The 18,199-nt window shown below is 39.8% G+C and carries 31 protein-coding genes; all 31 read left to right on the top strand.

Annotation, left to right across the window (positions count from 1 at the left end; translation table 11 throughout):
* The first annotated feature begins 3 nt into the window (after positions 1-3).
* The 31 genes from A6A20_RS05445 to A6A20_RS05295 all read left to right on the top strand — a co-directional run bounded on the left by A6A20_RS05445 (position 4) and on the right by A6A20_RS05295 (position 18,199).
* Positions 4-891, top strand: a complete 888-nt coding sequence (locus tag A6A20_RS05445) for an AAA family ATPase (protein WP_279572508.1) — start codon at positions 4-6, stop codon at positions 889-891.
* A gap of 10 nt (positions 892-901) precedes the next feature.
* On the top strand, positions 902-1,105 hold the full coding sequence (locus A6A20_RS05440; protein WP_279572507.1) for a hypothetical protein: 204 nt from the start codon (positions 902-904) through the stop codon (positions 1,103-1,105).
* On the top strand, positions 1,102-1,329 hold the full coding sequence (locus A6A20_RS05435) for a hypothetical protein (protein WP_279572506.1): 228 nt from the start codon (positions 1,102-1,104) through the stop codon (positions 1,327-1,329). Before A6A20_RS05440 ends, A6A20_RS05435 begins: the two co-directional genes overlap by 4 nt.
* A gap of 3 nt (positions 1,330-1,332) precedes the next feature.
* Positions 1,333-1,539, top strand: a complete 207-nt coding sequence (locus tag A6A20_RS05430) for a hypothetical protein (protein ID WP_132691879.1) — start codon at positions 1,333-1,335, stop codon at positions 1,537-1,539.
* On the top strand, positions 1,536-2,153 hold the full coding sequence (locus A6A20_RS05425; protein WP_279572505.1) for a DUF3164 family protein: 618 nt from the start codon (positions 1,536-1,538) through the stop codon (positions 2,151-2,153). Before A6A20_RS05430 ends, A6A20_RS05425 begins: the two co-directional genes overlap by 4 nt.
* A gap of 77 nt (positions 2,154-2,230) precedes the next feature.
* The gene (locus tag A6A20_RS05420; RefSeq protein ID WP_279572504.1) at positions 2,231-2,416 is read left to right on the top strand and encodes an ANR family transcriptional regulator; all 186 of its coding nucleotides are present in this window, start codon (positions 2,231-2,233) and stop codon (positions 2,414-2,416) included.
* Positions 2,406-2,594, top strand: a complete 189-nt coding sequence (locus A6A20_RS05415) for a hypothetical protein (protein ID WP_279572503.1) — start codon at positions 2,406-2,408, stop codon at positions 2,592-2,594. The genes A6A20_RS05420 and A6A20_RS05415 overlap by 11 nt, the downstream gene beginning before the upstream one ends.
* A 10-nt stretch (positions 2,595-2,604) precedes the next feature.
* Positions 2,605-2,925, top strand: coding sequence for a hypothetical protein (locus A6A20_RS05410; protein WP_279572502.1), 321 nt, complete (start codon positions 2,605-2,607; stop codon positions 2,923-2,925).
* Between the two features lie 23 nt (positions 2,926-2,948).
* Positions 2,949-3,248, top strand: a complete 300-nt coding sequence (locus tag A6A20_RS05405) for a hypothetical protein (RefSeq protein ID WP_279572501.1) — start codon at positions 2,949-2,951, stop codon at positions 3,246-3,248.
* Positions 3,249-3,327: 79 nt separating this feature from the next.
* Positions 3,328-3,630, top strand: coding sequence for a hypothetical protein (locus A6A20_RS05400; protein WP_279572500.1), 303 nt, complete (start codon positions 3,328-3,330; stop codon positions 3,628-3,630).
* A gap of 68 nt (positions 3,631-3,698) precedes the next feature.
* Positions 3,699-4,175: a hypothetical protein gene (locus A6A20_RS05395; RefSeq protein ID WP_279572499.1), complete on the top strand. Its 477-nt coding sequence runs from the start codon at positions 3,699-3,701 to the stop codon at positions 4,173-4,175.
* Positions 4,176-4,544 (top strand): hypothetical protein, encoded by a 369-nt coding sequence (locus tag A6A20_RS05390; RefSeq protein ID WP_279572498.1) that lies wholly within the window; start codon positions 4,176-4,178, stop codon positions 4,542-4,544.
* Positions 4,514-4,924, top strand: coding sequence for a gp16 family protein (locus A6A20_RS05385; RefSeq protein WP_279572497.1), 411 nt, complete (start codon positions 4,514-4,516; stop codon positions 4,922-4,924). Before A6A20_RS05390 ends, A6A20_RS05385 begins: the two co-directional genes overlap by 31 nt.
* 94 nt (positions 4,925-5,018) lie before the next feature.
* Positions 5,019-5,555 carry a hypothetical protein gene (locus A6A20_RS05380; protein ID WP_279572496.1) on the top strand — a complete coding sequence of 179 codons (537 nt, stop codon included), beginning with the start codon at positions 5,019-5,021 and terminating at the stop codon, positions 5,553-5,555.
* An 85-nt stretch (positions 5,556-5,640) separates the two neighbouring features.
* Positions 5,641-6,063 carry a Mor transcription activator family protein gene (locus A6A20_RS05375; protein ID WP_279572495.1) on the top strand — a complete coding sequence of 141 codons (423 nt, stop codon included), beginning with the start codon at positions 5,641-5,643 and terminating at the stop codon, positions 6,061-6,063.
* Between the two features lie 96 nt (positions 6,064-6,159).
* Positions 6,160-6,702 carry an N-acetylmuramoyl-L-alanine amidase gene (locus tag A6A20_RS05370; protein ID WP_279572494.1) on the top strand — a complete coding sequence of 181 codons (543 nt, stop codon included), beginning with the start codon at positions 6,160-6,162 and terminating at the stop codon, positions 6,700-6,702.
* Positions 6,703-6,704: 2 nt separating this feature from the next.
* On the top strand, positions 6,705-7,715 hold the full coding sequence (locus A6A20_RS05365) for an N-6 DNA methylase (RefSeq protein WP_279572493.1): 1,011 nt from the start codon (positions 6,705-6,707) through the stop codon (positions 7,713-7,715).
* Positions 7,716-7,732: 17 nt separating this feature from the next.
* Positions 7,733-7,954: a DUF2644 domain-containing protein gene (locus A6A20_RS05360; RefSeq protein WP_279572492.1), complete on the top strand. Its 222-nt coding sequence runs from the start codon at positions 7,733-7,735 to the stop codon at positions 7,952-7,954.
* The gene (locus A6A20_RS05355; protein ID WP_279572491.1) at positions 7,951-8,205 is read left to right on the top strand and encodes a DUF2681 domain-containing protein; all 255 of its coding nucleotides are present in this window, start codon (positions 7,951-7,953) and stop codon (positions 8,203-8,205) included. The genes A6A20_RS05360 and A6A20_RS05355 overlap by 4 nt, the downstream gene beginning before the upstream one ends.
* A gap of 101 nt (positions 8,206-8,306) precedes the next feature.
* The gene (locus A6A20_RS05350) at positions 8,307-8,561 is read left to right on the top strand and encodes a hypothetical protein (protein WP_279572490.1); all 255 of its coding nucleotides are present in this window, start codon (positions 8,307-8,309) and stop codon (positions 8,559-8,561) included.
* Positions 8,558-8,785, top strand: a complete 228-nt coding sequence (locus A6A20_RS05345) for a hypothetical protein (RefSeq protein WP_279572489.1) — start codon at positions 8,558-8,560, stop codon at positions 8,783-8,785. The genes A6A20_RS05350 and A6A20_RS05345 overlap by 4 nt, the downstream gene beginning before the upstream one ends.
* 2 nt (positions 8,786-8,787) lie before the next feature.
* Entirely contained in the window at positions 8,788-9,288 is a 501-nt protein-coding gene (locus tag A6A20_RS05340) for a DUF1804 family protein (RefSeq protein ID WP_279572488.1), read from the top strand.
* Positions 9,288-10,913, top strand: coding sequence for a phage terminase large subunit (gene terL / locus A6A20_RS05335; RefSeq protein WP_279572487.1), 1,626 nt, complete (start codon positions 9,288-9,290; stop codon positions 10,911-10,913). Before A6A20_RS05340 ends, terL begins: the two co-directional genes overlap by 1 nt.
* A gap of 2 nt (positions 10,914-10,915) precedes the next feature.
* On the top strand, positions 10,916-12,490 hold the full coding sequence (locus A6A20_RS05330) for a DUF935 domain-containing protein (protein ID WP_279573749.1): 1,575 nt from the start codon (positions 10,916-10,918) through the stop codon (positions 12,488-12,490).
* Positions 12,483-13,757 carry a phage minor head protein gene (locus A6A20_RS05325; RefSeq protein ID WP_279572486.1) on the top strand — a complete coding sequence of 425 codons (1,275 nt, stop codon included), beginning with the start codon at positions 12,483-12,485 and terminating at the stop codon, positions 13,755-13,757. The genes A6A20_RS05330 and A6A20_RS05325 overlap by 8 nt, the downstream gene beginning before the upstream one ends.
* A gap of 294 nt (positions 13,758-14,051) precedes the next feature.
* The gene (locus A6A20_RS05320; protein ID WP_279572485.1) at positions 14,052-14,519 is read left to right on the top strand and encodes a phage virion morphogenesis protein; all 468 of its coding nucleotides are present in this window, start codon (positions 14,052-14,054) and stop codon (positions 14,517-14,519) included.
* Between the two features lie 257 nt (positions 14,520-14,776).
* Positions 14,777-15,802 (top strand): phage protease, encoded by a 1,026-nt coding sequence (locus A6A20_RS05315; RefSeq protein ID WP_279572484.1) that lies wholly within the window; start codon positions 14,777-14,779, stop codon positions 15,800-15,802.
* Positions 15,803-15,811: 9 nt separating this feature from the next.
* Positions 15,812-16,732 carry a Mu-like prophage major head subunit gpT family protein gene (locus A6A20_RS05310; protein ID WP_279572483.1) on the top strand — a complete coding sequence of 307 codons (921 nt, stop codon included), beginning with the start codon at positions 15,812-15,814 and terminating at the stop codon, positions 16,730-16,732.
* 38 nt (positions 16,733-16,770) lie between these two features.
* Positions 16,771-17,133 (top strand): hypothetical protein, encoded by a 363-nt coding sequence (locus tag A6A20_RS05305; RefSeq protein WP_279572482.1) that lies wholly within the window; start codon positions 16,771-16,773, stop codon positions 17,131-17,133.
* Between the two features lie 3 nt (positions 17,134-17,136).
* Positions 17,137-17,565, top strand: coding sequence for a gp436 family protein (locus A6A20_RS05300; RefSeq protein WP_279572481.1), 429 nt, complete (start codon positions 17,137-17,139; stop codon positions 17,563-17,565).
* The gene (locus A6A20_RS05295; RefSeq protein ID WP_279572480.1) at positions 17,549-18,199 is read left to right on the top strand and encodes a phage protein Gp37; all 651 of its coding nucleotides are present in this window, start codon (positions 17,549-17,551) and stop codon (positions 18,197-18,199) included. The genes A6A20_RS05300 and A6A20_RS05295 overlap by 17 nt, the downstream gene beginning before the upstream one ends.

Genomic DNA, 18,199 nt, shown 5'->3' with positions numbered 1-18,199 from the left:
ACCATGAAAGAACAATTAATCCACTATATGCAACAAACAGGTATGACACAAACACAAGTCGCCAAAGCCTTAGGCAAATCCAACGCAGTCATCAGCCAATATTTAAAAGGCGAATATAAAGGGCGAGTTGATGAAATTGATCAGGCTGTTGAGCGACTTATCAGCCGTCAGAAAGACAAAGTGATTGATAGAAAATTTGATAACAAATTTGTACCGACCTTTGTGGCTAAACAATGCCTTGATGTGTTGCATATTGCCCACGTTGAGGGCGAAATCAATGTGATTACAGGCGAGGCAGGTTTAGGCAAAACCCAAGCCTTAAAACAATACAAAAACGAAAATCCAGAAGTGATTTTAATTGAAGTAGAACCAAGTTGCTCGCCAAAAGTGTTATTGAAAACCCTCTGCCAACAACTGAATGTGAATGATACAGGGGCAAATCACGATCTATTTTCTCGTATTACCGACAAACTTGGCAATAACAAAGGATTTAGCCGATTAATTATTGTTGATGAAGCTGAATTGTTAAGCACCAAAAGCCTTGAGTATTTACGTCGTATTCACGACCTAACAGGCTGTGGGCTGGTGCTAGCAGGTATGCCGAGATTAATTGTGAATTTAAAAGGGAAATATGGCGAATTGGCTCAACTTTATAGCCGAGTGGCGTTGGCTTGCGATTTGGGCAATAGCCTACCTGATGAAGATGTTTGTTTATTGGCTGAAAATGGATTGGGAACATCAGCTTTTAATCAAAAACTGATCCAAGCAAGCAAAGGTAATGCTCGTCGCTTAAACAAATTAATGCGAGGGGTTATCCGTATTGCAGAAATTAACCATCGGGACATTGATGATGAGTTGATTGATGCCTATGCAAAAATGTTAATCCACTAAGGAGGAAGAAATGAAAGCTCGGCAAAAACAAATTTACGCAATTTATCGTGGCGAGCTGAACCTAGGCGACGGCACAGCGGAAGAGCTAGCCAAGAAACTCAATATTAGTGAAAAAAGTATTAGAACCAAGGCAACGCCGAAGTTTATCCAGCAAGATAAAAATAACAAACGCCTAATTGTAATCAAACTGGGGAAAGAGGAAATAGCGCAATGAAAAAATATGTAACCTTAATCATACCGCTCTTGTTATCAGCCTGTCAGCAAGCGGAGGAAGATTTATGCGATATCGTTTGTTGGCAAGAACGAGCGGCTCAAGAATGGCGGCATCAATATGGCGAATTTCAGCCGAAATTAACCCCAGAGGAAGAGCAATATATTCAAGATTGGCTGATTAAGCATTACCCGAATACGGATTTTTATAACGACATAGGAGAATAAAACGTGCTGGAAATAGGAAAAATATATCTGATTACCCGAAAAGACCCTTTATTTATTAAATATTGTGTTTTATGGGGAGAAGAAAACCGCAACAACCCTAATCAACTTATTGATGTGTTGGTACATGGGATTAGTCATTTTGAAGTTTTAGTGAAAAAAAGATCAATAAAAGTTGTAGCAATTTTAAATGAAAACAAGGAGTCATTATGAGCAAAACAGTCATTGAAGGAAAAACTTACTGGAAAGATGCGAAAGGGCATTTAACCCCAGATGAGTTAGTGAGGGAAATAGATAAAGAGCGTGATGCCCTAGTGCGTGATTTTGTTGAAAAGGCAATGAATGTACAACAGGCAATGAAAGCCTTTAAGCAACAAGTTTTCAATGATGTTGGGGCATTTGTTGACCTGTCTTCGGAAAAATACGGGGTAAAAATGGGCGGGCGTAAAGGGAATTTAACCCTCTTTACCTATGACGGTAAATATAAATTGCAAGTGGCGGTATCTGACCATATTCGGTTTGATGAGCGTATTCACGCAGCCAAAACCTTGATTGATGAATGTTTGCATGAATGGTCAGTTGAAGCCCGCCCTGAACTACGTTCATTAATTGATAGCGCTTTCCAAGTGGATAAGGAAGGTAACTTAAGCACTGCTCGTATTTTTTCATTAAGAAAGGTAGATATTCAAGATGAGCGTTGGCTAAAAGCCATGCAAGCCATTTCGGACAGTATGCAGGTGGTTAGCAGTAAAGATTATATCCGCTTTTATGAACGCGATGAGCAAGGTAAATATCAGCCAATTTCACTCGATTTGGCAGGGATTTAAAGCACATTTAAACGCCTTTTAAAGCCCTGTTAAGAGGCGTTTGGAATGTGTTTTAGTTACGCAAATAAGGAGAAAAGATGAAACACAATTTTAAACAATTAAGCCAATTGGCGGCAGAAGTAGAAAAGGCTGGCGACCTGAGTTATGCCGCAGAGTTATGGCGAAAATCGGCAAGTTTAGCCCAAAATCCGCAAAACCAAGACTATTGCTTAAACCGTATGGCGTTTTGCTTACATTGGAAAGGAGCGAAGAATGGACATTAATAGCAAGCTCGATTTAAAAGAACAGATGAATATCAGTATTAACCTGATGATTGATAGCCTACATATGCTGGATTGTGATGATATTGGGGCGACATTGCAGATGTGGCAAACCGCTATTAATAAAGCAAAAGAAACGAAAATTAGAATGGTAAGAGTGGCGAATAGCCTTAATCAATAAGGAGAAAGAAATGGAGCTTGATGGAAAAGTATTATTAACCCTTGAAATTGAGTTGGACGAAAGTACCGCCAGTAAATTGGTCTTCTCAAAGAATACTGAGGTATTAGGCGGCAAAGTCTTACAAGTCAATTGGGAAGGTAGCTTATTTGGGGAAGTTAATTGGTACCGAGCATTGTTAGATGGCGAAGCCATGGCTTTTTTGGGAGCGAGGGATATTCCTGATGAACGATTAAAGCGTGCTTTCTCTAAGGCATTAAATGAATTAGTAGCGGAAATCAAAGAGGAAGAAGCTAAGCAAGATAAGGACGAGTTGCCGTATTTTCAAGGCTAAATGAATTTTGAGGAGGTAAACACATGAAAACCTATGAATATATAGCTCTTTCAAAATGGAATGATACACCGACAAAGGAAGAGTTTTTAGAGAAAATAGAAAATGGATATTGGTATAAGTTTTTCTCAAATGCTAGTCAATTAGATTTAGTTGCTGAGCAAATTTTAGAAGAAAATTATATAGATTGGGATCTTTATGACGAGAATGAGGATATATACATTGCAGTTAAGGAAAATAATAGCGACTACTGGGAATTGTTCCTTGTCAGAGCTATTTATCAGTTAAGCACGACAAGCGAGCACATTTTATGTTCTGAAGATTAAAAGCTATTTACAGCCCATTAAACCAGTGGGCTGAATAATGGGTTTAACGAAAGTAACACTGATTTGAGGAGGTAAACACATGAAAACCTATGAATACATCGTCCTATGGGATTTGATTGATGATACACCAGAAGTAGAAGAGATATTAAAAGAAATAGAGGGAAAACAATGGACGTCCTTTAAATCAAATAGTAGTACTTTATTTTTGGTTGCCGAACAAATTTTAGAAAAAAATCACGATGAGTGGGAAATTTATGACGAAGATGATGGCGTATTTATTGTTGTTAAGGAAAACAATAGTGATTACTGGGAATTGCATCGTGTCAGTATTGTTTATCAGTTAAGCACGACAAGTGAAGAAATTTTATCTGTCGAATATTAAAACCTATTTACAGCCCATTAGTTAATGTTAGTCAGTGGGCTGAATAATAGGTTTTAAGGAGTAAAACAATGAAATGTAAATGCCCTGCTTGTGGTGCAGTGAATTCTTTAGATAGCTTAGTGGCAAATGAAAAAGCCAGCGAGGCGTTACAGTTAGCCTTAGCGGTAAGTGGCGAGCTAGGTAAAGGCTTAATCGGCTATTTAGGCTTATTTCGCCCAGCTAAAAGCTCGCTCTCTTTTGACCGAGTAGCCACCTTATTAAGCGAGCTTTTACCCTATATTGAACAAGGGGAAATCCAACGTGATGGGCAAGGTTATCCTGCGCCTGTGGAAGCATGGATTTATGCCATTAACCAGACCTTAGCAAATCGGCATAATCTTAAATTGCCAATGAAAAGCCATGGTTATTTGTTTGAAATTATTAGCCGTTGGAAACCGCAAGCCAGTACACAAGTTGCAGTTTTCGCCGATAAACCAGCGGTCAAACAAGGGCAATCAAAAACCTTAGGGGCATTACAACGCTTACAGCAAATGAAAGGGGGCTAAATGTGGTTACAAGATACCATTATTAACGGTTTATCAAGGTTAATTGTGCTACGACTACAAAATTGTCCGCCTGAAGATGCAGTGGAATTAACAGTAAAAGTGTGGCTAGAGGCAATTAGTTTTAAATTCCCCCACCTTGAGGAGAAGCTGGATAGAAAACGGATTGAGCAAGCCTTTTTAAAACTGTGCTGTGAATGTGAACGCTTTCCTACGCCCTCAATGCTCATTGAGCGAATACCGCCAAGGGAGATTGTGGCACTGCCTGAACAGGTGTGGACAGAACAAGATAGACAAAAAGCCATAAAAAATATGAGAAAAATACAAGGATTATTAAGAAAATGCACCAGAACAACCAACGTCAAGCGTTAATCGCTAAGATTCATATTGCGAAAAATCAGCTTAAATTAGATGAAGACACTTACCGTCAAATGCTACAAGGTTTAACAGGCAAAGCGAGCTGTCGTTTAATGAAAATCGCTGATCTCAATAAAGTCTTAGAAGCGATGAAACGGCGAGGATTTAAAGCTCAACATAAACAAAAACGCCCTGAACCTGCCAAGTATAAGGCGATATATTTAGCCAAAATTACGGCGTTACTCTGCCAATATAAACTGCCACCAAGCTATGCGGATAGCATGGCAAAACAAGCCTTTGGTGTTGATTTTGTGCATTGGTTAAGTGTTGATAAGCTAAAAAAAGTCATTCAAATGTTAGCGGTTTATCATCAACGACAACAGCAGAAAAGATAGTTTTTTCAAGTATTATTTGTATAAAAATGTAGAAACAAAAATATAAGTTTTGTATAGTTATTACCATTAATAATGATCGATTAAAGAGGATATTATGAATAAATTAATGGTACTGTTTCTAAGTTTTGTATCTCATACTGTTTATGCTAACTGGCTATTTTCACCCCCTCCCAAATGTGATGCTGTAAATGATGCAATTAGGCAGTTACTTGCAGAAAGAAGCCAAGAAACAGGAATTGATTTATTTTTACAAGATATAAATTACATCAAAGAAATTAAAAAACAAAATACCGCTAAAAATACAAGGTATTGTTCTGCAATAATCCAAACATCGTTGTATAAATTTGATATTATTTACTCTATTTTTCCTAATAAGAAAGGTGAATATTTAGTTCAACTAGAAGAGGCAGAAACAATTATAGATGATGAAACTATCAAAAAAAGTACTGCTAATATAAGTAATCAATTAGCAGATGAAAAGATTAAATCGTTTGAATTAGCCAAGAAGTATGGTGATATGCAAGAAGCCTGTTTAGCACTAAGAGTAGCTAAAGATTTTTATTTAAATGCTAATAATGAGCCAGAATACATAAAAGTTAATGAGCTATTAAAAGAAAATTGTGGAAAATAATTTAAAATTTTTTGTCGCAAATATCCTCACATTCAAAAATCCCATGTGATAATGCCCTCAATCTAATCAGTATGAGGGCTTTTTTATGCAAGATTTTAATGACATTATTGATTATCTACCTGAAATTGTGCAAGAAATGGTTCGCCTTATTGGCTTAAATGATACCCAAAAACTGATTGAACATTTTGGCGGTGCCGAGTTTTGCTTTACGGACGGAGTTTATTATTTCCCCCGTTTAAAAGCCTTATTAGGCAAAGAAAGTGCGGTCATATTACGCCAATATTTTCAATCCGAGCGGGTTTATATTCCCCGTTGTGAGGCTGGCTTGCGAATGTTACGCAATCGCCAAATTTTGGCAGATTTTAATTATTTAACCGAACAAAAAGGGCTAAGTGCCAGATTGGCAATGTTGGAGCTTTGTAGTAAATATAAACTGTCTGATCGGCGACTTTGGGAAATATTGCAAGAATTGCGAACTCAAAGGGACACACAACCCGTTCTATTTTAATCAGAGAAGGTCAAGGTGCTGAACCCTTTCCTACCTTAAATTAAGCCCCTTTTTAGCATAATAACCTCAAGAATTTCATTACTTGAGGTTATTTTTATGCCCGAAATCAACAAAATTGTGATCCACTGCTCTGCCACGCAAAACGGCAAGTTATTACGCAATAAAACCCATACCGCCGCACAACGCATTGATGAATGGCACGCTAAAAGGGGCTTTCAACGGCAGGCTTGGTGGCTACGTCGCTTTAATCCCCATTTAAAACATATCGGCTACCACTATGTGATTGATACCGACGGCACAGTGGAAACAGGGCGAAAAGTCGGCGAAACAGGCGCACACGTTAAAGGGCATAACACAGGCTCTATCGGCATTTGCCTAGTAGGCGGTATTAGCATTGACGGTAAAAACTATGGTCGTTATACCGCCAAACAGTGGCAGGTTCTACACCGTTTATTGCGTGAACTGGAAGCCAGCTATCCTCATGCTCGTATTTATGGGCATCGTGATTTATCGCCTGATTTAAACGGTGATGGCACTATTACCCCCAATGAATGGGTTAAGGATTGCCCTTGTTTTGATGTTTGGCACTGGCTGGATAGCGGCGAAGTGATTAATGTTGATCATTGGTTTAAGGACTAATAATGAATTACCAAGACTTTTATGCTTGTGCCAATAATGTTAAACAACACGCTGAATTTGAACGCTATTTAAAGGAAATATTGTTCAATAAAACCGAGCGTGAAGCCTTTTATCGCCGATTATTGGCGTTGGATTGTGATGTATCAAAAGACAGCTTTAAGCCCTATTTTGAACTTTATGCGGCAGAGCGTAAAAGCAATAAACAAGATTATACCCCTGATAGTATAGCGAGTATTCTTTCGCAGATTACAAATGCTGGGCAAGCCACGCCCACAGGTTATACCGCTTACGACCCTACCGCAGGCACAGGGGCATTAATTATCAATAAATGGTGGGCAGATATGACTGCTGAAACTATTTTCAGCTATGCCCCGCACCGTTATTTTTATTTATGTGAAGAGTTGGCGGATAACGCTATCCCTTACTTATTACATAATCTTGCCCTGCGTGGTATGAATGCCATCGTGATTCACGGCGATACGTTGGAGCGTGTGGCGAAACAGATTTATTTTATTCAGAACAGTCAAGATGATTGCTTGATGTTCAGCGATATTAATGTGATGCCACATTCTGAAGAAGTGGCAAAGGATTTTAATATCAAACATTGGCAAGAGCCTGCGATTAAGCATATTGAAAGCGGTGATGTGCGATTGAGTCATGCGTTACCGATGCGACGTAAGCCGTTAGTTATACAACAGACTAAAGCAAAGCCTTATACGCCGCCAGAAAACTGCTTACAGCTACAAGATATTGCGGAGGTAGAACGGGCAAAAAAGTCGAAAATCTACCGCAAGGGCAGCATTGTGATTCAGCTGTCAGCGACCAAGGGGCAAGTCGGTTTGCTGACATCCAGTGGTGAGGTAGGAACACAATATGCGGTAGTGAATAGCTTATATTTTGATGATGTTTATTTGTTTTACTTAATAAAGTTAAGACTGCCTAGACATTTGCACCGAGTACAAGAGGGGCTAAATGTGAAGTTTGAAGATGTTTTGACTATGCCTATTGGCTAATTTGAGAGGAGAATGACTTGAAAATCCAAGAATTATTTACCAATGATAACGGACGTTTATCAACCACAGGCTTTATCCAATTTTTTGGGGCGTTATTAATGGCAGGGATTTTAGTGTTCTGTGTGTGGCTTGATCGAGCTTATGTACCAGAACTCTTTATGACCTTTGCCATTTTCTGTGGCGGGGGTGTTGCCACCAAAGGCTTTGCCAATGCCCTTAACCGAGGAGAAAAATCATGAATATGCTATTAACAGGGATTTTACTGTTAGGCGGTTTAGCAGGCTTTGCCTATTGGAAAATAGGCTCGCTCACTCGCCAACTTCAAAAACAACAACAAGCCTTAAACCAAATTAAAGCAGAGGCTGCCACACTCAATAAGGAGTTAAAAAATGCCAAACTTGCGAAAAAAATTGCGAAAAAGCACCGCACTTTGTCTGATGATGATATTGATCGCCAGTTGCGAGAGCAAGGCACCTTACGTTCAGATTAGTGGTTGTAGTGCCTTTGGTTTGATTTATGTGAGTTCAAAAGACACGACGGAAACCAAACGGCAGGTATTAAGCCATAACCAAACTTATCTGGAGGTATGTCATGAACCTAGCGATTAGTGGCGAATGGCTATTTAATGGCGTGGTTTCCATCGCCGTTACCTTTGTGGGCTTTTGGTTGCGTTCAGTGAAAGAAGAAATTAAAGAGCTGAAATCGGAATGTAATCAGATAAAAGAGAACTATCAAAGCAAAGAAATGGCTCAGCTAAATGCCAAGCATAGTGATGATATTTTGCGAGAAATTCGCACGGAGTTACGGGCGATTAACCAAAAATTAGATAAAAAGGCAGATAAATGAATAAAGAACAAAATGACAAACTTGATGAAATTTTAGCATTAACCCGAGCCGCCAATAGCAAAATTGACCGCTTAGGCGAACGGGTAGAAAGTTTAGATAGCCGTTTATTTGAGTTAGAAAAACGTATGGATAAATTGGGCATTAAAGCGGTTGCTGCAGGTGGCTTAGGGGGAGCGATTACGGCGATTGGTATTGAGATTATCAAAGCGAGTTTGGGGCAATAAAGATGGCACATGACAGCAAAACCCGAGCCTTTGTGCGCCGTTATTATGTGTTTGATTTACTGCCTCTTGAACAATCTGCCGAAAAAGCAGGGGTATCTTTTGCCACCGCTCGCCGTTGGAAAAAACAGGCGGAGCAACAAGGCGATGATTGGGATAAGGTACGTGAGGCACATACGTTGTCAGGGGGCAAGGTTGAAGATGTAGCACGTGGCTTATTAACCGCCTTTGTGCTTTATTTCGGTAATGTGATGGAAGAACTAAAAGCCGATAACGAAATGTCTGTGAAAGATAAAGCGGTGTTATTAAGTGGCTTAGGCGATAGTTTTACCAAAATGACGGCTGCCAGTCGCAAAATTATGCCTGAAGTGTCGGAATTAGCTTGTGCTATGAAAACGGTTAAGTTGCTAGGTGAATATATTCAACAACACAAACCGCAATTATTAGAAGCATTTTTAGCGTTATTAACGGATTTTGGTGCAGTACTTGAACAGGAATTTAAATAATGAAAAGCAAGGAGTTTTTAGCGGAACTTGCCGCTTATGCGGATAGTTTACGACAAAAATTAGAGGCAAGCTTTAATGGTTGGGACGATAGCCTTGACGCCATTGCTAAACGGCGTAAGCAGGTGTTTGATCCTGTGTCTGGATTTGAGTTTTTTGTCAGTGAATATTTTCCCCATTATGTACGTTCGCCTGCTCGCTCGGCATTACATCATTATTTGTTTGCCACCTTGCCAACCTTATTGCAAAAAATAGAATCAGTGCTTTTAGCCACTGCCGCACCACGTGGCGAGGCGAAATCTACCTTGGTATCACAGTTGTTTACCTTGTACTGTTTAATTATCCAGCAGAAAAAATATGTTTTGATTATAATGGACAGTATCGACCAAGCCTATCCGATGTTAGAAGCCATTAAAGTTGAACTTGCCTTTAATCAACGATTGGCGATTGATTTTCCTGAAGTGGCAGGACAAGGGCGTGTTTGGCAAGCGGCAACTATTGTGACTAAAGCCAATCAGAAAGTACAGGTAGCGGGCTCAGGTAAAAAACTGCGTGGCTTACGGCATGGGGCTTATCGTCCTGATTTAGTGGTATTAGATGATATTGAAAATGACGAGCAGGTACGTTCAGTAGAACAACGAGATAAGGTGCACGACTGGTTGAAAAAAACCGTATTACCTCTTGGGGCAGCGGGGGAAAAATTAGATATTGTCTATATTGGGACGATTTTGCATTATGATAGTGTACTAAATCGTACTTTATCTTCTAAAGCATGGCAAACCGCAAAATTTAAAGCCTTAATTCGTTTGCCAGATAATATGGCTTTATGGGATAAATGGGAAAATCTTTACCTTAATGAGGGCGAAGCTGTTGCCGATGCGTTTTATTTATCTCATCAAGCCGAGATGGATAAAGGGGCGGAAGTTTCTTGGGCAGCAAGACCCTTGCTAACATTAATGAAAATTCGTGCCAGAGATGGGCATAGCACCTTTGATTCAGAATATCAAAATGATCCTATTAGTAGCGACAGTGCTATGTTTGCCAATGCTATTCAATACTGGACAAGTTTACCACAAGATTTAGTTTATTTTGGTGCGGTTGATCCCAGTTTAGGCAAAGCAGGGGCAAGCCGAGATCCGTCAGCGATTTTAATCGGTGGTTATCATCGTCAAACAGGTAAACTCTATGTGATTGAAGCCTTAATTAAAAAACGCCTACCTGATTTGATTATTGAAGATGTCATTCGCTTACATCAGCAATATCAATGTCAGCAATGGTTTGTGGAAACCATACAATTTCAAGAGTTTTTAAAAGATGAATTGGTTAAACGCTCTGCCAGAGTGGGCTATCCTGTGCCAGCGGTGGGTATAAAGCCAAATACGGACAAAATGTTACGGATTGAAAGCCTACAACCCCATATGGCAAATGGTTTAATTTTATTACACCAAAGCCAAAGCACCTTGATTGCCCAATTACGCCACTTCCCTAAAGCTGATCACGATGATGGGGCAGATGCGTTAGAAATGCTATGGCGACACGCAGTGAGTGCATCTGCCCCCATTGAATGGATTGGACTTGATGAGGATAACTTTGGTGGTTCAAGTGGTGGCAGTATTTGGAGACATTAATGATGAGTAAAAACAAGAAAAAAACACAAAAAACCTTAACGACACCACAACAATTACAAACGGCAGCGGTAACCAGTACAGGGCGAATTATTGCCGATCACCCCAGCAATCGCATTACACCGAGCAAATTAAAAAGCATTTTTGAAGATGCCGAGCGTGGGGATATTACCGCTCAACACGAACTGTTTTGCGATATTGAAGAACGGGATAGCAATATTGCCGCCAATATTCAAACTCGTAAACGGGCAATTTTAACCCTAGATTGGCGAATTGTTGCCCCACGTAATGCCACCGCTCAAGAAGAACAATATCAACAAGAAATTGAAGAGTTTTTTTATCAGTTTGTTAATTTAGAAGACTTACTTATTGACTTAATGGACAGTGTGGGACACGGTTTTGCTGCCCTTGAAATCCTTTGGCAACAATATCATGGCAAATGGATTCCAAAGCAGTTTATCCCTCGTCCGCAATCTTGGTTTAGGTTAGATGATCAGGATAATTTGTTGTTAAAAAGCCGAGATAACCCCATGGGCGAAGCCTTATTGCCTTTTGGTTGGGTCATTCATCAACATAAATCACGCTCAACCCAATTAGCACGAGTAGGCTTATATCGTACCCTTGCTTGGCTTTATATGTTTAAGCATTATTCAGTACATGATTTTGCTGAATTTTTAGAGCTTTATGGGATGCCGATCCGTATTGGTAAATTTGGTGCGGGGGCGACTGCAGAAGAAAAACGCACTCTATTAAGAGCCTTAGCAGAAATTGGGCATAATGCCGCAGGGATTATGCCAGAAACCATGCAAGTTGAATTGCATAATGTGGCGAATAGTGCGGGGCAAAATAATCCTTTTTTACAAATGGTGGATTGGTGCGAAAAGTCGATTGCTCGCTTGATTTTGGGGCAAACCCTTACCAGCGGAGCTGACGGCAAAAGCTCAACCAATGCGTTGGGCAATGTGCATAATGAAGTACGGCGTGATCTGTTAGTCAGTGATGCCAAACAGTTGGCACAAACCTTAACCAAACAGATTATTTTGCCGTATTTGCAAATTAACTTGAATGCCAATATTGATCCAACCCGTATTCCTTATTTTGAGTTTGATACCAAAGAGCGAGAGGATTTAAATCAATATGCGGAGGCTTTACCCAAATTAGTAGAAATTGGGGTAAAAATTCCTGAACGCTTTGTGCGTGAAAAATTAGGCATTCCAGAGGCAAATGAGGACGAGGAAATTTTACAATTTAAAGCCTTAACACCTGAGCCTACTGCATTATCTCAAAGCCATTGCACTTGTTGTCAGCCTAAAGGCATTGCCCTTTCACACGAGGAGGTTTCAACACAACAGGCGATATTAGATGAGGAGCAAAACAAAGCGTTTGCCGATATTGATTTTAATCGCCAACTTGATCCTATGGTTAAGCAAGCGGTGGCATTATTGCAATCTTGTGATGATTATGAACAAGTGGCAGAAGCCTTAGCAAGGTTATATCCTGATTTAGAGGATAGCCAACATCAGCGTTATTTAACTCAAGGGCTATTTGTGGCGGAATTGTTGGGAGTCAGTGATGGCTAAAACCGCTTTTTCTTTTGGGCTATCCCCAGAACAGGCTATCGCTTATTTACGCAATAAAAAAGCCATTTTAGACCAAGTTGATGATGTGGCATTGCTTACCAGTGCCAGAGGCAAAGCGGCTCGCATTGCGAATTTATCTTCACTTGAGATGACTAAGGATATTTATCAATCACTTATTGATGCACAACAAGCAGGCAAGCCTTTTCACCAATGGCAACAAGAATTACTTGCTGAAATGAAGCATAAAGGGTGGTTACATAATATTAATAAAAAAGCGGTGATTGCTGATCCGAAAACAGGGGAAATTTTTGGTACGCCTCGCCGTTTACGCACTATTTATCAAACTAATACCCAAGCAGCCTATTCAGCACAACGTTATCAACAACAACGAGATAATGCGATTAACCGCCCTTATTGGCAATATACTGCCGTAGGCGATAAACGCACTCGCCCAAGCCATAACCAAATGAACGGATTAGTTTATCGTTATGATGATCCCTTTTGGCAGACGTTCTATCCACCTAATGGCTTTAATTGTCGTTGTACGGTGATTGCCTTAGCTCAACGAGATATTGAACGGCAACAGATTGAAGTGAAAAGCAGTGAGGGGCAATTAATTGTGCAAAGTCCTAGACAGCTAAAAAATGGCGTGGAGTACACCACTGGCTATAAATTGCCTAATGGTACAATAATTCAGGCTGATCGTGGCTTTGATTATAATGTAGGACGAGTGAGCTATCGCCCGAATTTAGACAATTACCCGACACCTCTCGCCTATCAATTTACCAAGCGAGAAATGGCAGGCGACAGTTTTAAATTGGATTATTTACAGTTTCAACAAGAATTTAAACAAATTAAACAGCAATTAGGTTTGATAGATAAATTGTCATCATCAAATTTAATTGCTATTAGAAATCAGTTACGCAAAGAATATAAATTTAGTGCTGGAGTATTAACAAATCAAGATCAATTGTTATTAAATAGCACAACTAAAACTGTATGGCTGTCTGATGACTCATTACTCAAGCAATTTAATAGTCGTGAAGGACAGGGGTTTACTTCAGAATCTTATGCAATTTTACCAGATATAATTAACCAAGCTGAGTTCATTGTAAGAGATGGACAAGACAAATATCATTTTGTTAAAAATGGATTTGTTACTATCATTAAAAGTATTAGTGGGAAAGAACTATTTATTTTATCGTTTCGTAAAATAAAAGAAGTAGAAATGAAAAAAATGAAAGAAAAATATACGGTTATTCGGTAGGGCTCCCCACACCTACACACGATCAAAGTAAGTGCTATTTCAACTTACCGCCTGCGATCAGGGAGATTATCATCGCTTTTCAAATAACCGTATATAGAATATTACAATATGATAGAAGTTAAAGTCAAATTCAGACGAGTAAGTCATAAACAATGGAAAAAAGCCTTTGATAGGTAACGTGGCTAGGTAGGGCTCGAACCACCTACACACGATCGAAGTAAGTACTATTTCAACTTACCGCCTGCGATCCTCGAGATTATCATCGCTTTTCTAACCACATAAGGATATTACAATATGATAGAACTTGAAGTCAATAATGATGAGCGTATTGCCAAACAATTAGGCAAAGCCATACAAGGGCTGACAAACCGATCCCCATTAATGCAAAAATTGGCTGGCACTATGTTGTCAGTTGTACAACAAAATTTTGTGGAAAGTGGTCGCCCTAAATGGGCGGGATTAGCCTATCGTGAGGGCAAACCATTAATTGATAGCGGTAATTTGCAAAACAGTATTCAAGCCAAACATAATCATGATGAAGCCATTGTTGGCACAAATGTCCTCTATGCCGCACTTCATCATTTTGGCGGAACCATTAAACCGAAAAAGGTCAATTATTTAAAATTTAAAATCGGTGAACGTTTTGTACAAGTTAAATCTGTCACCATTCCAGCTCGTCCTTTTCTAACATTAACCGAACAAGATAAAGCGGATTTGGTGGCTGATATGCAAGACTATTTTCGCTCTTTACTTAGCCAATAATCCGATATAGCTAAAAATGCCCCTAAATGGCTTATACAGCGATTTTCTACGTTTAAGGTAGCATTTATCATTTCAAATTTTTTAAAAAGATTTAAAAGGGGTTTAAAACGTTTTAAAAAAGGTTATAACCTTAATGCCCCTTTATAATCGTTTTAATTTGAAATAAACGACTATGCCTAAGTGCTGAAGTACTTCCCCGCTTTTTCTCATCTCACCTTTCCTACAATAAAACCCTAACCACAGTTTAGGAGTTTTCAATGACATTATCCCCTATCGCTTGCAGTTTTGCCTTAAAAGAACAAAGTAACGGTCGTATTCAGTTATTTCCTTACGGGCGTTTTACTGCCATTGATGGGCGTGGCAAAGAATTAGGAGGCTGGTATGTAGATGAAACCAATGGCTATCAACTTGCCGAGCAAATTAATCTCGCTCAAGTTAAGCCAATGATTGATTACGAACACCAAACACTTTTTATTCAGACAAACGGGCAAGGCAATCCTGCTGCTGGTTGGATTATCCAAGCGGAATATATTGATGGCGAGGGCTTATTTGCTGATGTGGAATGGACAGAAAAAGCCCAACAACATATCAAAGCCAAAGAATATCGCTATATTTCGCCTTATTTCTTACCTGCACAAGATGGTGCGGTGGTGCAAGTCATTAATGCGGCACTCACTAACCGCCCTGCTTTGCATCAACTGCACGAAGCCATTGCCGCTTCACAACAATCAAATAAGGAAAAAACGATGTTGGCATTATTACGTGATCTTTTTGGCTTACCTCAAGCCAGTGAAGATGAAATTAAACAAAAACTGACCGCACTTTCACAAGCTAAAGGCGAGCAAGGTATTGCCCTTTCCGATGTGTATAGTGAATTGAATAAACAAACGGCATTAGCTGCACAAGTTACTGCTCAAACTCATATTGATCTAACCCAATATGTTCCTCTTTCTGAAATGAAGAAAGTACAACAAGAGCTAGTTACCTTAACCCAGTCCATTAACCAAGACAAAGTCAATCAATTAGTTGAGGTGGCATTATCGGAAGGGCGTTTATTACCTTCACAAAAAGAATGGGCAATCAATCTAGGGCAAAAAGACTTACAAGCCTTGTCGGATTATCTCGCCGTAACCACCGTTAATCCTGCTTTAACAAGCACACAAACTCAAGGCAAAGCCCCAGAGGAAAAAGCGGTTGCCTTATCGGAAGGGGAAAAAGTGGCAGCGAAAGCCTTGGGACTGACTGAAGCCGAATTTATTCAAGAACATTATTTAAATAAATAGGAGTAAATCATGAGTTTTAAAAAAGCGGAAGTATTAAAAGTTTTTGATGCTCAATTTAAAAAAGATTTTGTCGCTGGGTTAGCACTGGTCAATCCTCAATGGCGAGAAATTGCGATGGCTGTTAATTCAAGCACCAAAATTTCTACTTATGGTTTTTTAGGACAATTCCCTAAAATGATTGAATGGACAGGCAAACGTCAGCGTAAAAATATGCAAGCTCAAGGCACGTCCATTACCAATAAATTATTTGAGTCCACTGTAGGTATTCCTCGTACCAATGTGGAAGATGATGATGTTGGCTTTTTCCGTAATGTAGTGAAACAAGCGGCGCAATCGGCAGCGGAATTGCCTGATGATGAAGTGTTTGCTTTATTAAAAACAGGTAAATCGACCCTTTGTTACGATGGGCAAAACTTCTTTGATACTGACCACCCTGTTTTTGATAACGTTGACGGCACAGGGTCAAGCACCAATCAAGCTAATATCACTACAGGTAGCACAGCTTCCGCCCCTGTATTTTATATTTTTGATACCAGCAATGTTATTAAACCGTTAATTTGGCAAGAGCGAACTAAACCTGAAATTGAAACCCGTTTTGACCCAGCCAAATCTGATACCACCTTTAATGAAGACATTTATGAATGGGGCGTGCGAGCGCGTGGTGCAGCAGGGTTTGCTTTCTGGCAGTTAGCTCATCGTGTGGAGCAAACGGAACTGAATGCAGAAAATATTATGGCGGTGATTGCTCAAATGCAGAGCTTAAAAGGCGATGGCGGTAAGTTATTAAATATCCGTCCAAATCTGATTTTAGTGCCACCTTCATTGGAATTTAAAGCTCGCCAAATTTGTGAGAGCGAAATGATTAATGGCACGACCAATATCTTGAAAGGTCGCCTTAAAGTGATGGTGTCTTCACAAATTATTGAATAACCCAAGGGCAAGGCAACTTGCCCAGATAGGAGAAAACGATGGCAAGAAAAACAGTAAGCAAAAAAGACAAAGTTCAGCTGCAAACGGAAGAAGTCAAAGACAATGTTAAAGAACAAGAACAAGAACAAGAACAAGAACAAGAACAAGAACAAGAACAAGAACAAGAACAAGAACAAGAACAAGCTCAGCAAGATAACGGCGATTCGGCATTAACGCAAGTACAAAGCCATGTTGTCGTGCGATTACGGGAGATTCACCCACAAGCAAGTTATGGGCGTTGTGGTTATCGTTTTTCTAAAGAACAAGCGATAGAGATACCTTTTGAATGGCTTACACAATTACAGATTATTGAGCTTATGGAAGATCCTTGGCTTGAGGTTTCTCTTATTTATGAGGAATAACCGATGTTTGCTTATGCCAGTGTTGAGGATTTTGTGTTGCGTATTGGCGAAATGGAAACTATTCAGCTTACTGACCGAGAACATACAGGCGAAATTAATCAGCGGATTTTATCAGTGGCATTGGCGGATAGCGCCAGTCAAATTGATGGTTATTTGGCGGGGCGTTATCCCTTGCCTTTAGCCAGCGTGCCACAGAATTTAGTGCGAATTTGCTGTGATTTAGCTCGTTATCGGCTAGCGAGTATGTCCGATACGACGATTAGCGAAGAAGTGATTGAGCGTTATCGCTTAACCTTAAAAGAGCTTGAATATATTGCCAATGGCAAAGTCTCCTTAGGGATTGAAACACAAACTCCACAAGAAAAATTGGAAAGTAATGTGATGTTCTCTAATCCGAAAAATAAGGTGTTTAGTCGTGATAACCCGCATTGAAAATGCCTTAATTGACCGCTTAAAACGTGGGCTAGGCAAACTCGTCTATGAGGTAAAAAGCTATGAGGGCGAAATTGACGATGCTCGTCTTGCTGTCAACCGAATGCCATTGGTCTTAGTGTCTTATGGTGGTAGCCGTTTTGTCAGTAAAACGATGACAGGGCGTGGGGTACGTTATCAGCATCAGGATACCTTTGTGGTCATTGTGATGGTGCGCAATTTACGTGGTTCACAAGCGGCAAGGCAAGGGGGTGTAGATAAACGAGAAGTCGGGGCAAATCAGTTGGTTTCAGCAGTGCAATATTTGCTGGTTAATCAAACCTTGGGGCGTTTAGTTGAGCCGATTAAGCCCTTGCGAGTACAAACACTGTTAAATAATGCCGAAGTGCGTAATGAAAAGCTGACGGCTTATGCCATTGAGTTTGAAATCAGTTACAGCTTAAAACATTGGCTTGAAGATGGGCATTATCCCGAGCCTACGCAGGATAAACAGCACCCAGATTATATTTTTAATGCTTATCAAGGTCAGCTTTCTGAGCTTACGCCTGATTTAGTTCATATTCAGGGCAAAATTTATGATCCCAATAGCCATGCTCAAGTGGGCATTGCAGTAGAGACAAAAGTTGAGGAGTAA

This window comes from Volucribacter amazonae (assembly GCF_029783845.1).
Classification (GTDB): Bacteria; Pseudomonadota; Gammaproteobacteria; order Enterobacterales; family Pasteurellaceae; genus Volucribacter; species Volucribacter amazonae.
Note: the sequence above shows the minus strand (reverse complement) of the source record. Positions and strands in the feature narration are given on the sequence as shown.